The following is a 14,709-nucleotide window of genomic DNA, read 5'->3' as shown; positions in this document are numbered from 1 at the left end:
ATACCAAGCAGCCATACTGAACATACTGTACATTATTTTCAGTATAGTCCAGCGTATCATTGACTAGAGTCATGCTCACTGTTAACGCGACTGAGTTGCAAAGGGATCCCCTCCCACACAGGTCGCCCCTATTTTGGCCTGGATCCCTCTTGGGGATGTTCCAGATCACTGCAAAAGTGCTCCGCACCGCTGACGGGATGGGAAGAGCTTGTACGGGAGCAGCTCACCGCAGTTTCTCCTCTCCAAGCCACACCCGGCGACGTCCTCTGTCCCACACCAGCAGCGCGTGGATCCCAATCCAAAGTCCTGTCCACAGCCAGTTGTGCAGCCAGATTTTGCCCAGAATGGGCAGGGTCAGGCCCTCCGTTCCCCCCAAAACCAGGCCGGCGGCCAAAATCAGCCCTTCAAAAGCCAGAAACCCCAAGATGAGCATGGCCGGGATCCAGAGATAGTTCAGCAGCAGTTGCCTTGGCCGAAGCGGCTTGGACTGAGAAAACAGAGGTCGGTAACCGCCAGCAAGAGCAATCCCCACCGTGCCGATCCCCAGCACCAACCCCCAGGCAAACGAATCGGGAGTGCGGGGATAGTTGTGCCAGGTGTAGCCAAAGATTTGGTTGGCCAGCCAAATCATCAAAGCACTAATGATTGCCCTTTGGCGGGTTAAAGTTGTGCCCGCAACAATACCAACAGTTACAAAAGGAAGGGTACATGTATAAGCAATATTGCTGAGACAGCCGACGGTGGTAAACAAGCTGGGCCAGAACCAGCCTCGGGCCAAATCTTGAGCAGCTTGTATCCAAAGTGGGGCTGGGATTAAGCGGCGAGAGCTGGGGATAGGTTGAGCACTCGATTGCAGGCCAATCATGCTTTAATCTCCTGGAAAAAGGTGGTCTTTCAGAGGACAGCTATTAAGCAAATGCTCAAAAACAATTTGTCGAGCTACTTGGGGAGTAACCCGCTTGTACCAGGTGCGATCCCCAGAGTAAAAAACCACGGGCCCCTGTTGGCAAACTTCCAAGCAGCCTGAGGTGATAACCTGTACGTCCAGGTTGGCTTCTCGAAGAGCCGATTCCAGAGCTTCCACAACTGGTTGGTAGTTGCGGGAAGGATAACAACGGCTGGAACGACAGACGGCAAGGTAGGGACGTTTAAGAGGGTTATCCTCATAGGGGATCCGCTCTTTCCCCTGCACATAGATGGCGCGGATGCGCTCGTAAAGAGAAAGCTTTTGGTAATCTGCTTTGCCTTCCGGCAGGTAGTCTTCCTCTGGCCCCAAAAAGGGGCTGGGCAGAAAAATCTGCAGCAAAGGCTCTTCTGCTCCATTCCAGAATTGGATTCCCCACATGCGGGGCTGACCTTGGGGATTGAGGCGCCGGTAGAGAGCAGCACGGCTAACCAATCTTTTGCGGCGCAGCTCGGGTGGGGTCTTACGATGGGGGCCGCCTTGGTGCTCCTCCAGGCACAAATGCAGGTGCCAAGTTTCGGTGGCAACGGTTAGATAGCCATCGTAGAGCACGCACAAAGCTGGAGGTTTCTTGAAAGCCAGCTCCAGCACCCCGCCTTCCGCCACATGGCCCACCTGGATCTCGGCCCAGTGCTCTTGAAACAGCTCGTAGAGCAACGGCCCCAAGCAGTCGATGTGGGCAGGGATCCCTTCATAAAGGGTTGTCCAACCCGTTAAAGAAACTTCCTGCCAAGCTTGATGGAGGGGGGTTATCCAGGGGGTAAAAGTGGCCATGAGAAAGCTCCTCAGTGCAGTGGTGGAATACGAGCAATCACCCCTTTTTTGAGAGGGCGCTCGGCCCAGGGTAGGATCCCATCCAACTTGGTTAGGTAGAGCTCTGCTGTCTGCAGAATCAGCTCCACATCTTTTGGATCCAGATCTCCAAAAACATAGGTCATCTTTTGAGGTGCTGCCAACGCAACAACGCAAGCATGGCTGCAGGCGCTCATACAGGCAACTGGTTTTAGAGTTAGTTGGGGGTGGAGGGTTTGGGATTGCAGGGCAGACAGCAGCATTTCTCCCTTGCTAGTCCCTTCTTTTTGGCCGTTAACCCACCGAGATCCGCAGGTGATGCAAACCCAGAGATAATGACCGCTGGGTTGCTGAGCAGCGCTGCCAGCTTGGATGGGCAACTGGGAAGTTGATCGAGACATGGTGCTCCTTGATATAGTCATAGGTTTCTGTCCAAGCAAAGGGTGTGAGAAGAGGCAAAGACGATCTCAATGTCTTGGCCAAGGATTCAGCAGTGAGTTAGACAGCTAAAAGTCAGCCTCAAGTCGCTCTAAAATTGGCCCCTTAAATTAAGCCGAACGGTGCGACCCACTCCTGGGTAGCCGGGGAAAACCTCATATTGCTCATCCAGCAGGTTATCAACCCCCACTTCTAGATCGAGATTTTCTGCTACTGGGATCCCTCCCCGCAGAGCCAGGTTGGTGTAGCCGGGCAGAGATTGGGTATTGGCGTTGTTGGTAAAGAAAGTGCCAATGTGATGCAGGAAAACTGAGGCATACCGATCCTCTGCATCGCGGTAGCTCAGGCCCAGGTTGAAGCTGTCTGCTCCCACGAAGGCTAGCTGTTTGCCAACCGCTTTGGGATCCAGCGCCGAGCGGATGATGGGATCGTTCAGGGTGTAGTTGGCAAAAAGAGTCCAGTTTTCCCCCAATCGCAAATCCAGGGCTGCTTCCAAGCCCGTGTATTCCACGAGCTCAATGTTTTCGTAGGTTCCCCTGCGCGGGCCAGTGCTGACAAAGGTGATGCCATCGCGGATGCGGTTATGGGCAAAGGTCAAGCGCAGCAGGCCAAAATCTCCCAGAGCCTGATCCAGGCCAATGTCAAAACTCTCTCCCCGCTCCGGTCGCAAATTGGGGTTCCCATCTACCTCAAAAAAGCCCCGCAAACGAAAGAATAAGTTTGAGATCAAGGGGGTGCGAAAGCTGCCGGCATAATTGGCCCTCAGGGTGGTGCCTTCTGCCAAAACCCAGCGGATCCCTGCGGCAGGAGAGGTGGCCGAACCGTTGACCAGATTGCTCGAATCTTGGCGAACGCCTAAGTTGAGATAAAAGTTGGGCTGTGGCCTGTAATCCAGGCGGGCAAAGAGGGCCCCTTGGTTCACGGTATTGTCGTAGTTGACATTGGTGGATCCCCTGGCAAAGGAGAAGGTGGTGTTGCGAGCTGAAATGGATCGGTAGTCTGCTCCTAGAGTAAGCTCCAGGTTTTCAGCAGCCTTCCAGGTGTATTGCAGTTGGGATCCCCACCCCGTTCGCAGGATCTCATCCCGGGATCCCTGGCTTTGTGGGGCGCTGAAGCGATAGTTGAGGTCGTCAAAAAATACCCTAGCTTGCAGGGATCCCCTCTCTTGATCCCACAGCCAACTGAGATCTAACAGCAGGTCGTTGGTGTTTTGCACTGCATCGGGGGAGGGAAACTCGGTGCTGCCAGGCACCTGAAACGCTTTGTTGAGATAAAGGGCATTTCCGGTTAGGACTTGGCCTTCTGCCAATTGCCAGGTGAGCTTGGCTTGTAGGTTGTGGTACTCCACTGCCGAGTTCTCCCGCCTGCCGGCTTTGCCCAAACGCCTAATTTCAAAGGGAAAGTCGTTGTTGCTCTGCAGACGGCGATAGCTGACCACCCAGCCCAGATCCTGCACCTGGCCGCGGTTCTGGATCCCTTGCTCATTGAGGCCGTAGCTGCCGATAGCCGCTTCCAGCACAGTCTCGGATCTCGGCTTTGGATCCAGCGTCACGATGTTGATGACCCCGCCAACGGCATCGGAGCCGTATAAGGTGGAGCCCCCACCTGGAGAGATCTCAATACGCTCGACCACATCTGTAGTGATCTGAGACAGATCGAACCCGCCAAAAAAGCCCAGGTCGTTAATGGGGCGGCCATCCAAGAGCACCAACACCTGGGCCGTTCGTCCTCCCCGCATAAACTGGGAGCTAAGGGCTCCCAACTGGGTTCCTGCCGTGCCGTCGCTGAGGATCCCGGGCAGGTAGCGCAGGGCCTCCTGAACCGTTCTTGCCCCTTGCTCTCGAATTTGCTGGCGGGTAATGACGTAAACCGGGCGGGAAGAATCCCGCAGCAAACCAGGACGGCGAAAAGGTGTGGTGACGGGTTGATTTAAAATCTCGGCGCTAACGCCGGTTTCCAACACCTCTTGAGCTGAAGGTGAAGAGGCCGCCGGCTGCGCCCACGCTGGGATCCCCAAAACAAGACCCCCCAGCGCCAGGCTGAGACCTAGAATGGGATTCATTTTCTTTCTTGAAGCTCCTGATTCCGTGCGACGCGGAAGAAAGACGAGCCAGAACCGCAGGCGGGCATCCTGACTGAGGGCATAGGTCTAGCCCAAGCCCATCACAGTTGCGGCACAGCGCCGGACTTGCACCGGACTTTCCCCTTTACATGCCCTGGCTGATCCCCAGGACAACCTGTCGGTACAGCTTTCTCTGCGATTGCTCCGAAAAAGCCGTGCTAGGCATCATACATCCCCTGCTCTAAAGTTCCCATCCTGCCAGGGGGGATGTCATCCCCAGGGGTGAACGGGATCCCAACGGCAATCCCAGGGCTTCGGATGGGCCACATCCCATTTAGGCCAGATTTCTTCACTGCTTTGTAAGCAGTTGAAGGATAGCCCGCTGCTACTCCAAATCGCGAGGCCCAGGGATCCCTTAGCCTTTTAGAGAACAGAGATACGCTGAGACTTCACAAGACCCACAGCTTTTGGGAAAGCAAGATGGGGACGCTGGCCTAGCCGTCATGGGCGGGATCCGTATGAATTAGTACCCAACCGGATAGAAAAGAGGAGCTTTTTCGGTCGCGTGAGCGGCGCGGAGCGCTCTTTCCGGCAAAGCCGTTGCCTGGTGGGCTGGATCCGGTTTAACTTGGCTGGGAGAGGCAATCGGCACCTCGATCATCCGATCCGGTACCAGCGGCACCATTTCGGAGCGGTCGGCAATTTCCCGCAGAGAATTGGCAATGGATTCTTGAGTCAGCAGAAACTGTCGTTCGTTGCGTTGCATCTGCTGCCACACCTGGTAACGCTGGCTCCACCGGCTTTGGGTATGCACAGTCCAACTGTAAAGGCTTAACACTGAAACCCCAGAGAGGATAGCCATCCCTGTGGAGATCTGCTTCCACCAAGCTAGGTGTTCTGCCCAAGCCGAATGTTGGCTGCGAGGATGGGCTGATTTCAACTTCAAATCCAAAGGCTGGGTGCGGCTGGCTTGAACTGTACCGGAGAGGGGTCGGCTCAGAGCAGAAGACCGTCTGTGGCGACGAGGGCTCTTGGGACGATCAAGACCTGCGTTCAAAGGCTGGCTAACCATAGGGCTTAACCTCACACACACCAAGGGATCCGACGGTGCAGGACTGCCGGTTCCGCTTCACCCTAGTTCCCCGCGCCCCCCAACAGCAACCCCCTTCTCCCGATTCCCGGTCTCGGCGGGCTAGCTGTCCGCTTCACGGTAGCCGATCTCTTGAGAGCGGGAGAACCAACCTAAACCTACATCTGACTGCTGCGGGCAGCCACTCGCAGTTTGGCAGAGCGGGCCCGTGGATTGCGTTGCCGTTCCAGTTCGGAAGGGGACAAGGGCTTGGGGGTGAGCACCTGCCAACGGGGATCCCTGCGAAAGGCCCATTTCACCAGGCGATCTTCAAGGCTATGGAAGCTGATTACGGCCAACCTGCCGCCGGGTTTCAACCAAGTGGGGGCTTGGGCCAGCAAGGTTTCTAAAGCCTCCAGTTCTCGGTTCACGGCAATGCGCAACGCCTGAAAGACCCGAGTGGCCGGGTGAATGCGGCCTCGCCGAGCTGCCGGAGGTACCGCCTGCCAAACCACCTGGGCCAACTGGGTAGTTGTGGCGAGGGGACGAGCCTGCTCGATGTGATGGGCAATGCGGCGGGCAAATCGCTCTTCGCCGTAACGGGTGAAAATCTCGATCAACTCTTCGACCGGGCGATGATTAACCCAATCGGCGGCAGTCTCCTGAGCTGTACTGGGATCCATGCGCATATCCAGCGGCCCCTCTCCGCGAAAGCTAAATCCCCGCTCAGGGCAGTCCAGTTGCGGCGAACTCACCCCCAAGTCGGCCACGATGCCATCGAAGGGGATCCCCTGCCCCTGCTCATCCCGAAAGCCGTGCTGCTGCAGATCGAAATCGGCAAAATTGAGGTGCCACAGTTGGATGCGGCTGCCGGGGATCCCTTCTGCTGCAAAACGCGCTTGCGCCGCCTGTAGAGCCGCCGGATCCCGATCCAACCCCACCACTCGGGCAGCTCCCCCCCGCAGCAGCGCCAAGCTGTGCCCACCCCCTCCCAACGTCACATCCAGAAAAGTGCCGCCCCCCTGGGGTTGCAGGTAGGCCATCACCTCCTCGGTCAAAACGGAATCGTGTTGATACACCTTGCCAAGCACGGTCTGCGGGGGTTCTATTTCTGCTGCTACAAAGTTCAGTATCTGCAAAAAAAAGGCCGAGGCCAGGCCCCGACCGAGGAATCCATGTTGTTAAGGTGATCCTCTGAGAAAAGAGGGGTGGCCGTCAAAAGACAGGCTGTCTTGGGATCCCTGGCAAAATCTCTGGGGCGCGAGTCCCGCTCTGAGTATGATGAGACTGCTGCCGCTTTTGCCAAGTCTGCCGTCAGGGTTGCTGTGTTGACTCACTCTTCTGCTACTGATATCTTGACCCTCTCGCCGGCCAAGGGCCTGCGCGGCCAAGTGAGCATCCCCGGCGACAAGTCCATTTCCCACCGCGCCCTGATGCTGGGATCCCTGGCCGAAGGAGAAACCACCATCCAAGGGCTGTTGCTGGGAGAGGATCCCCGCAGTACGGCAGCCTGCTTTCGGGCGCTGGGGGCAGATATTTCGGAGCTTAACAGCGAGTGTGTTCGCATTCGGGGGGTTGGCCTGGGCCGGCTGCAAGAACCGGCAGACGTGTTGGATGCAGGTAACTCCGGCACCACCTTGCGCCTGATGCTGGGGATCCTGGCTGGCCAGGCCGGGCGCTTTTTTGCCGTCACCGGCGATCGCTCCCTGCGCTCGCGGCCCATGGGGCGGGTGGTAGAACCGCTGCGGCAGATGGGGGCCAGCATTTGGGGACGGGCCGGTGGGACGTTGGCACCTTTGGCCGTACAAGGGGGATCCCTCAAGGGCATTCACCATCGCTCCCCGGTGGCTTCGGCGCAGGTGAAATCCTGCCTCTTGCTGGCGGGCCTGCTGGCAGAAGGCACCACCCAAGTCACCGAGCCGGCTCTCTCTCGGGATCACTCGGAACGGATGTTGCGGGCCTTCGGAGCCGACATTCACGTGGATCCAGAGGCGAAAACCGTGGCCGTGGTGGGCGGATCCCGCCTGGTGGGCCAAAAAGTTCAGGTGCCGGGGGATATCAGCTCGGCAGCCTTTTGGCTGGTGGCCGCCTCCATTGTGCCCGAGAGCGAATTGCTGCTAAGGGATGTGGGCCTCAACCCCACCCGTACCGGTGCGCTGCAGGTGTTGCAGGAGATGGGGGCCGATATTCAAATTGAAAACTGCCGGGAAATGGCCGGCGAGCCCCTGGGAGATCTGCGGGTGCGTTCGGCCCGCTTGCGCGGCTGCACCATCGCCGGCGATCTCATCCCCACCCTGATCGACGAGATCCCGGTTTTGGCGGTGGCGGCGGCCTTTGCCGAGGGGATCACCGTGATTCGCGATGCCGCAGAGCTGCGGGTCAAAGAAAGCGACCGTCTGGCTGCCATAGCCCAAGAGCTGAGCCGCATGGGAGCCCAGGTCACTGAATATCCTGATGGCCTGGAAATCAAGGGAGGGATCCCTCTTCACGGGGCCGAGGTCGACAGCCACGAGGATCACCGCATCGCCATGAGCCTGATGGTGGCAGCTCTAGGAGCGCAGGGATCCACCCTCCTCAGGGGAGCCGACTGTGCCCGCATCTCCTACCCCGACTTCATTCCCACCCTGCAACGATTGACTGCTTCCCCCCTGGAGTCTTGAGAGGGCCCATCTTTAACTTTGCCGCCTCTGCTCCTATGTCGACCTGCCCCAGCCCGCCCGGCCCTATCGCCATCGAACATCTCTGCTTCCGGGTTCCTCCCGGTGGGCAAGCAGCCTTTCTTCAGCAAGACGAGCGGGTTTGGGGATCCGCCCTGCGCCGGCATCCGGGTTTTCTGGGCAAAGAAGTTTGGCTGGATCAAGAGGATCCCGAACTTGTCCACCTCATCCTCCGCTGGGCCAGCCGTGCTGACTGGAAGGCCTTTCCCTCCGAGCAAGTGGAGGCATTGGATCGGCAAATGCGGCCTTTTTATGTGCGCTTGGAACAGGCCAAAGAATACCAGCTCTGGCAGCCCGGCCCTTCTGCAGGGACAGGAAAGCAGGATTAAGGGATCCCTTCAGTCTCAAAACCTACCTCAGAGCCCACCGAGTCAGCCCTGGGGGATCCTGCCACCCGCTCCTGCTCCACCAGCTCCCGCAAACTGGGCATGGTCACGGCCAAAGCTCCTTCTCGCCGCTGCAGCCCCGCTTCAAAGCTCTCGGGGGTGACAATGCCGCCGGAAATGAGCATCTTAAAAGCATCTTCCACCGGCATGAACACTTCCACCACCTGGTCTTCCGGCACAATGGCGTACCAGCCCGTCGTTGGATTGGGGGTGGTGGGCACAAACAGGCCAAGGGAGCGCTGCGGCCCATCGGGCCGAATGGGAGTTTGAATGGTGCCCGTCACAAAGGCCAGCGCCCAAGCTCCTGGTCGGGGATATTCCACCAGCACCACCCGCCGAAAGCGCTGATTGTTGGGGGCAAACAAAACACTGACCAATTGCTTCAAGGTCTTGTACACCAGCCCCGCCACCGGAATCGCATGGAGCAACTGTTCGCTGAGATTGAGCAGCCACTGGCCGACAATGTTGCGGGCCATAAAGCCGATCAGCAGGATGAGCACAATCGGCGTCAACAGGCCCACCGCCAGATCGATGAGGTTGATCAAGATCGGGTGCAAACCCTGGATGGGATTGAACTGCTTCGGAATGCTGGTCAGAAAGCCAATGCTCCAGGTGGCCACCTCCACCGTCAGCCAAATGGTAGTTGCCAGAGGGATCACCACCAGCAACCCTGCCACGAAGTAGTTCTTAAGATGCTGTTTCCATTGTGAAACCATGGTGAGGTCGTCCCGTCGAGTCAACCGAGTGGATGCATCGAACCCTTGCAAGTGGAGCTTGCAGATGGCAATCATGATACCTGCCTTCTGCGTTGCCCTCATGGGGGGCAGCCGCAACTTGCCGGCAAAAGAAATCGGGCTGCCAAAAAGCGCAGAGCCCCAAACTTTCATCAGGCCGATAATGCTATCTTAGGTCGATATAAAATTTTGTAAAGGCAGGGATCCCGTCCCGAGGCGTTGTGGCCAAGCCCCTGGATGGTTTGTGTTTCTGCTGGGTGTTGCGTGGGAGGCCCTATGTCAGAGTCAGATTGGCTAGAGCATACCTGTCAGGTGGAGGTGCCTGTTCCCATTGAGCAGGTATGGGATTTGTGGGCCAACCTCACCCTCATGCCCCGTTGGATGAAGTGGATCCGCTCGGTGGAATTGCTGGATCAGGAGCTGTCCCGGTGGACACTGGATACCCGCGGCCTCACCTTCAGTTGGATCTCCCGCACCCACACGGTGGTGAAACACCAACACATCGGCTGGAGTTCGGTGGAGGGGCTGCCCAATCGGGGCGCGCTGCGCTTTTACGACCGCAAAGGCAGTACCATTGTGAAGCTGTCGGTGGCCTACAAGCTCCCGGGGATCCTCGGCAAAATCTTGGATGGCCTGTTTGTGGGCAAAGTGGTGGAGAGCACCATCCAGGCGGACCTGGAGCGCTTCAAGGCCTATGCCCTAGAGCAGGCGGGGCCAGCCGCCGACAATGCCTCGGCCAGCTAGCCTCAGTTTGTCAGGCCCAAGCGTTTTGTTGAACTTCCCCTTGCCAACCCTCACTGCTGCAAAGGTTTTCTTCATGCCCGATCCCTCTCCTGAGCCTGTCATCGCCCTCTCTCGTCAGCCGGTGGACAACCGCAACATTCGCTTCTCTCTGGAGCGGGGCGAGCTGGATCTGGATCAACTTCTCCTGCTGTTGAACCGCAATGCCTTTTGGGCGCAGAATCGCCAGCGGCAGGAGATGGAGCGGGCCGTTGCCCACAGCCATCCGGTGGTCAGCGCCTGGGATGGGGAGCGCCTGATTGGCTTTGGCCGCGCCACTTCCGATGGGGTTTACCGAGCCGTCCTCTGGGATATCGTGGTTGATCACGATTACCGACGTCAGGGCATTGGCCGCAAGTTGGTGGAAACCCTGATCAGCCATCCCCACCTGCAGTCGGTGGAGCGCATCTACCTGTTCACAACCCATCAGCGTGGCTTTTACGAGCGAATCGGCTTTGTGGAAAATCCCAGCACCACCTTGGTTTTACACGGGCGCCCTCTGGAGTTTTTAGTCCCGGCTGCCGAGCAGGAGCAGGCTTGACCGACAGGGATCCTGGGTGAGTGTATCTTGAACAACAGTGGGTTGGTTCGGCCTCGGCAGGAGAACGCGCTAGCCTGAAAAGCAAAAAAAGGTGAGAGGGTGTACCTATGGCCAATCGCCTCGCCACAAGTTCCAGCCTTTACTTGCGCAAGCACGCCGAGAACCCGGTGGATTGGTGGCCTTGGATCCCAGAAGCTCTGGAGAAAGCCCGGGCCGAGGATAGGCCGATTTTCCTATCCATCGGCTATTCCAGTTGCCACTGGTGTACGGTCATGGAGGGCGAGGCCTTCTCCAACCCTGAAATTGCCGCCTTTTTGAATGCCCATTTTTTGCCCATCAAGGTGGATCGCGAGGAGCGGCCGGATCTCGACAGCATCTACATGCAGGCGTTGCAGCTCATGAGCGGGCAGGGGGGGTGGCCCCTCAATGTTTTCCTCACGCCCGATGACCTGGTGCCCTTTTATGCTGGCACCTATTTTCCCGTAGAGCCCCGCTTTGGCCGCCCGGGGTTTCTGGCCTTGCTGCAGCGCATCCTGCAGTTTTACCGGCAGGAAAAGGAAAAAATAGAGGAGATGAAAGGCCAGATTTTGACGGCTCTGACCACCCTCAGCGACTTAGTGCCGGAAGACCACATTCCCGCCGACCTGCTGCGCTCTGGGATCCCCAAGATCCAGCCTTTGCTCTCCAATGCCGGGGCGGTGCAGCAATTTCCCATGATGCCCTACGCCCAGTTGGTGTTGCGCTCAGCCCGCTTCGACCCACCGGAAGGGATCCCCGGCTCGCAGAGCGCTCTGGAACGGGCCAAAGAGCGAGGCATGGCCTTGGTGCTGGGAGGGATCTTCGACCATGTGGCCGGCGGATTTCACCGCTACACCGTGGATCCCACCTGGACGGTGCCCCACTTTGAAAAGATGCTCTACGACAACGGGCAGATCCTAGAGTTTCTCTCCGATCTGTGGGCGCACGGTATCCAAGATCCGGCCATCGAGCGGGCGGTGCGGCTGACGGTGGAGTGGGTGGCGCGAGAGATGACCGCCCCTGCCGGGTATTTCTACGCCGCTCAAGATGCCGACAGCTTTGCCCGGGCAGAAGATCGAGAGCCAGAGGAGGGAGAGTTCTACGTCTGGCGCTGGCAAGAGCTGCAGGAGCTCTTGGGGGAAGAAACCTTCCGCGCCTTGCAGCAGGCGTTTGACCTGTCTCCGGGGGGCAATTTCCCTGATCGGCCCGGCTGCATCGTCTTGCAGCGCAAACAGGGGGGGACGTTGCCGCCAGAAGTTGAAGCCGCCTTGACCACCCATCTGTTTCAGGCACGCTATGGCTCTGCGGATCGACGAGTTCCCTTCCCTCCGGCAGTGGATGCCCAATCGGCCCGTCTGCAATCCTGGCCAGGGCGAATCCCACCTGTCACCGACACCAAGATGATCGTCTCTTGGAACGCCTTGATGATCTCCGGCCTGGCGCGGGCCTATCAAGTGTTCGGCAACGCAGACTATCTGCAATTCGCTCTGCGGGCTGCCCAATTCATCCTCAGCCAGCAGCGCCACCCTGAGACCGGATCCCTGTTGCGCCTGAACTACGATGGCACAGCTCAGGTGCCCGCCAAATCGGAAGATTACGCCCTGCTGATCAAGGCCCTGTTGGACTTGCAGCAAGCCTGCCTGCCTCTGGTGGGGGATCCCACCCCTCAAGACTGGTTGCAGGCTGCCCTCCAGCTCCAGCAGGAGATGGATGCGCAACTGTGGGATCCGGCCAGGGGGGGATACTTTGTCAGCGATGCCCAGAGTGCCCCTGAGCTGTTGGTGCGAGAGAAGGAGTTCCAGGACAACGCTACCCCTGCAGCCAATGGGGTGGCCATTGCCAACCTGGTGCGCCTTGCCGCCCTCACTGGAGATCTGGACTACCTGGAGCGGGCAGAGCAGGCCTTGAAAACCTTTGCCCACATCATGAGCACCCAGCCGCGCACCTGCCCCAGCCTTTTTGCCGGACTGGATTGGTATAGCAATTGGGTGAAAGTCACCCTGGAGGCCGATTCCATTCCCGCCTTTCAGCAACGATCTTGGCCCACCACCGTCTTTGCTCTCCCCACCGAAGCCGAACCTCTGCCGGAAGGAGCTTTAGGGCTGGTGTGCTGGGGCAACAAATGCCTGGCCCCTGCCAGTTCTCTCGAGCAAATCCAGTCCCAAATCACCAAAGGCCAAAACCGGGCTTACTGACCTTTGCCCAATTTTTTCCCAGGACAGCAGGGATCCCTTTGCCAAGGTTACGGCTGGGACTGCGCAGGCTTTTCCACCCCAAAAAACTCAATGCGGTAACTTTGGATGCGGGTGCCCGTTTGTTGCTCCACTTGGGCCAGCAGTTCAGGCGGCAGCTCCACGTCCACATCCAAGATGCGGTTGCTATCCAGACAGTTCACGTGGCTGTGGGGATGGGTGCGGTTGCCGTAGCGGCGCCCATCGGCACGATCCAAGCACTCGACAATGTTGTGGCTGGCCAAAGCTTCCAGGTTTTGATAAACGGACGTGTGGCCAATCGGTTTGCCCTGCTGATTTAGGCGATCGTAAATCTCGCGGGCGGAGAGGTGCTCGCCACACTGCCACAGCAGCTCCAGGATATAACGGCGCTGTCGGCTCAAACGCAGATTGCACTCCCGGCACCGTTCCAAAGCAGCTTCCAAAGAATCCAAGGGGCGAGGCATGGAAAACCTCAAGTCATACCGAGTTTGAGATAGGTAGTTGCTCATCTCTACCAAGGTAGCATTTGTGCGTCAACAGTTGTTCAAAAAACACCCCGAACTCTACAAGAGCTGCCGCGCATAGCCATCTTCGAGCCGAGTCCAGGCCGTGCGCAGATGGAAGAGCCCAACATCAGCCTTTTGATTTTCTACAATACCGCTGGAGTGTTGGGGGCAAAGATCATGCAGCGGCGCAAGGTAATTCTGGGTTTGTTGGGGTTGGCCAGCAGCAGTGGATTGGCAGGAGCCTATTGGGCCAGTCGGCAGCAGCCCTCTCATCTAGCCCCAGGGATGGGATCCCCTAGAGCCGCTCTCCCCTCTCCTACCCCCCAGCCCACCCCCACCGTCGTCCCCCATCCAGATGCCCCCCATGGCCTCTACATCCCCCCCCGCCGAGATCTGCGCCTCTTGGTCATCAGTGACATGAACGGCATCTACGGCTCGGTGGAATACGACCCAGAGGTGGATCGGGGCATCGGCCTCATCCCCTATCTTCAGCCGGATATTGTTTTGGGAGGAGGAGATATGGTGGCCGGTCAGGATCCCCGCCTGTCGGAGGAGCGCATTCGCGCCATGTGGGCAGCCTTCGACCGGCATGTGGCTGGCCCAATCCGTGCGGCCAAACTTCCCTACGGCTTTACCTTGGGCAATCACGATGCTTCCTGTGCCCGCACCACGCGGGGCGGCTTTCTCTTTCAAAAAGAACGGGATCTGGCCCGCGAGTTTTGGAACGATCCGGCCCACGACCCAGGTTTGAACTTTGTGGATCGGGGGGACTTTCCCTTCTACTACACCTTTGAAAAAGACGATGTGTTTTACCTAGTCTGGGATGCCACCTGCAATTACATCCCGCCCGAACAAATGGCCTGGGCGGAAGCGGCTCTGGCCAGCGAACGGGCTCAGAAGGCCAAGTTGCGCATTGTCATCGGCCATCTGCCCCTCTACGCCATCACTGTCGGGCGCGACGATCCGGGAGAAGTGCTGCTGGAGGCGGATGCCAAACGGGCTCTGCTGGAGAAGTACCGCGTCCACACCTACATCAGCGGCCACGACCACGGCTACTACCCTGGCCACAAAGGGCAACTGCAACTGCTTCACTGCGGCATTCTCGGCTCTGGCCCTCGTCCCCTCTTGGGCAGCCCTCTGCCCCCCCGCAAGACCCTCACCCTTATCGACGTGGATTTCGAGAGCCCAGATGTTACCTATTACACTACCTATCACATGCGGGATCTGAGCGTGATCGACCAAGCAGAGCTGCCCCGTTTCATCACTGGGCACAATGGCTTGGTGCTGCGCCGCGACGTCAATTGGGACAACCTCACCCCTGAAGAAATCGCCACCTGCCAAGCTCGTATTGGATCCCTGTGTCGGGATTAACGTCTCCGTCTTGGCAAAAGATTGATGAGCCGTTTGTAGATGCTGATACATTCACGCTGAACTCTCCTGAACATGGTTCAGGAAAGAAGCGATCGCATCCTGCCTATCTCTGTTCGCG

At 58.2% G+C, this 14,709-nt stretch carries 14 protein-coding genes and 1 riboswitch; of the genes, 6 read left to right on the top strand and 8 right to left on the bottom strand.

Going from position 1 to position 14,709, the window contains the following annotated elements:
• Nucleotides 1-223: 223 nt before the first annotated feature.
• The 6 genes from NW870_RS11865 to rsmH form a co-directional block, all read right to left on the bottom strand.
• Nucleotides 224-631: a hypothetical protein gene (locus tag NW870_RS11865; protein ID WP_238376949.1), complete on the bottom strand. Its 408-nt coding sequence runs from the start codon at nt 629-631 to the stop codon at nt 224-226.
• 237 nt (nt 632-868) lie between these two features.
• Nucleotides 869-1,738: a (2Fe-2S) ferredoxin domain-containing protein gene (locus NW870_RS11860; protein WP_011432955.1), complete on the bottom strand. Its 870-nt coding sequence runs from the start codon at nt 1,736-1,738 to the stop codon at nt 869-871.
• 11 nt (nt 1,739-1,749) lie between these two features.
• Nucleotides 1,750-2,157 (bottom strand): DUF1636 domain-containing protein, encoded by a 408-nt coding sequence (locus NW870_RS11855; RefSeq protein ID WP_414375434.1) that lies wholly within the window; start codon nt 2,155-2,157, stop codon nt 1,750-1,752.
• Between the two features lie 128 nt (nt 2,158-2,285).
• The gene (locus tag NW870_RS11850; RefSeq protein ID WP_414375432.1) at nt 2,286-4,256 is read right to left on the bottom strand and encodes a TonB-dependent receptor plug domain-containing protein; all 1,971 of its coding nucleotides are present in this window, start codon (nt 4,254-4,256) and stop codon (nt 2,286-2,288) included.
• A 41-nt stretch (nt 4,257-4,297) separates the two neighbouring features.
• Nucleotides 4,298-4,450, bottom strand: a riboswitch (cobalamin riboswitch).
• Between the two features lie 329 nt (nt 4,451-4,779).
• The gene (locus NW870_RS11845) at nt 4,780-5,328 is read right to left on the bottom strand and encodes a hypothetical protein (protein WP_414375430.1); all 549 of its coding nucleotides are present in this window, start codon (nt 5,326-5,328) and stop codon (nt 4,780-4,782) included.
• Nucleotides 5,329-5,504: 176 nt separating this feature from the next.
• Complete coding sequence (gene rsmH, locus NW870_RS11840; RefSeq protein ID WP_414375429.1) at nt 5,505-6,416, bottom strand: 16S rRNA (cytosine(1402)-N(4))-methyltransferase RsmH; 912 nt, start codon at nt 6,414-6,416, stop codon at nt 5,505-5,507.
• A 234-nt stretch (nt 6,417-6,650) separates the two neighbouring features.
• Between rsmH and aroA the strand changes: the two genes are divergently transcribed.
• Both aroA and NW870_RS11830 read left to right on the top strand, forming a co-directional pair.
• Entirely contained in the window at nt 6,651-7,985 is a 1,335-nt protein-coding gene (aroA, locus tag NW870_RS11835) for a 3-phosphoshikimate 1-carboxyvinyltransferase (protein ID WP_414375435.1), read from the top strand.
• 35 nt (nt 7,986-8,020) lie between these two features.
• On the top strand, nt 8,021-8,371 hold the full coding sequence (locus NW870_RS11830) for a TIGR03792 family protein (RefSeq protein WP_414375428.1): 351 nt from the start codon (nt 8,021-8,023) through the stop codon (nt 8,369-8,371).
• On the opposite strand, the gene NW870_RS11825 is transcribed toward NW870_RS11830, so the two are convergent.
• Nucleotides 8,368-9,219 carry a DUF502 domain-containing protein gene (locus NW870_RS11825; RefSeq protein ID WP_049749634.1) on the bottom strand — a complete coding sequence of 284 codons (852 nt, stop codon included), beginning with the start codon at nt 9,217-9,219 and terminating at the stop codon, nt 8,368-8,370. The two genes, NW870_RS11830 and NW870_RS11825, sit on opposite strands and share 4 nt — an antisense overlap.
• A gap of 219 nt (nt 9,220-9,438) precedes the next feature.
• Here NW870_RS11825 and NW870_RS11820 point away from each other — a divergent pair, with 219 nt between their 5' ends.
• The 3 genes from NW870_RS11820 to NW870_RS11810 all read left to right on the top strand — a co-directional run bounded on the left by NW870_RS11820 (nt 9,439) and on the right by NW870_RS11810 (nt 12,696).
• Nucleotides 9,439-9,906: an SRPBCC family protein gene (locus NW870_RS11820; RefSeq protein ID WP_414329520.1), complete on the top strand. Its 468-nt coding sequence runs from the start codon at nt 9,439-9,441 to the stop codon at nt 9,904-9,906.
• Nucleotides 9,907-9,979: 73 nt separating this feature from the next.
• Nucleotides 9,980-10,483, top strand: coding sequence for a GNAT family N-acetyltransferase (locus NW870_RS11815; RefSeq protein ID WP_414329522.1), 504 nt, complete (start codon nt 9,980-9,982; stop codon nt 10,481-10,483).
• 107 nt (nt 10,484-10,590) lie between these two features.
• Entirely contained in the window at nt 10,591-12,696 is a 2,106-nt protein-coding gene (locus NW870_RS11810) for a thioredoxin domain-containing protein (RefSeq protein ID WP_414351967.1), read from the top strand.
• 47 nt (nt 12,697-12,743) lie between these two features.
• On the opposite strand, the gene NW870_RS11805 is transcribed toward NW870_RS11810, so the two are convergent.
• Complete coding sequence (locus tag NW870_RS11805) at nt 12,744-13,178, bottom strand: Fur family transcriptional regulator (RefSeq protein WP_414351968.1); 435 nt, start codon at nt 13,176-13,178, stop codon at nt 12,744-12,746.
• A 153-nt stretch (nt 13,179-13,331) separates the two neighbouring features.
• Here NW870_RS11805 and NW870_RS11800 point away from each other — a divergent pair, with 153 nt between their 5' ends.
• A complete protein-coding gene (locus NW870_RS11800; RefSeq protein WP_414375426.1) occupies nt 13,332-14,591 on the top strand; it encodes a metallophosphoesterase family protein in 1,260 nt (419 codons plus the stop codon).
• Nucleotides 14,592-14,709: the final 118 nt, after the last annotated feature.

This window comes from Synechococcus sp. R50.1 (genome assembly GCF_047462115.1).
GTDB lineage: Bacteria > Cyanobacteriota > Cyanobacteriia > Thermostichales > Thermostichaceae > Thermostichus.
Note: the sequence above shows the minus strand (reverse complement) of the source record. Positions and strands in the feature narration are given on the sequence as shown.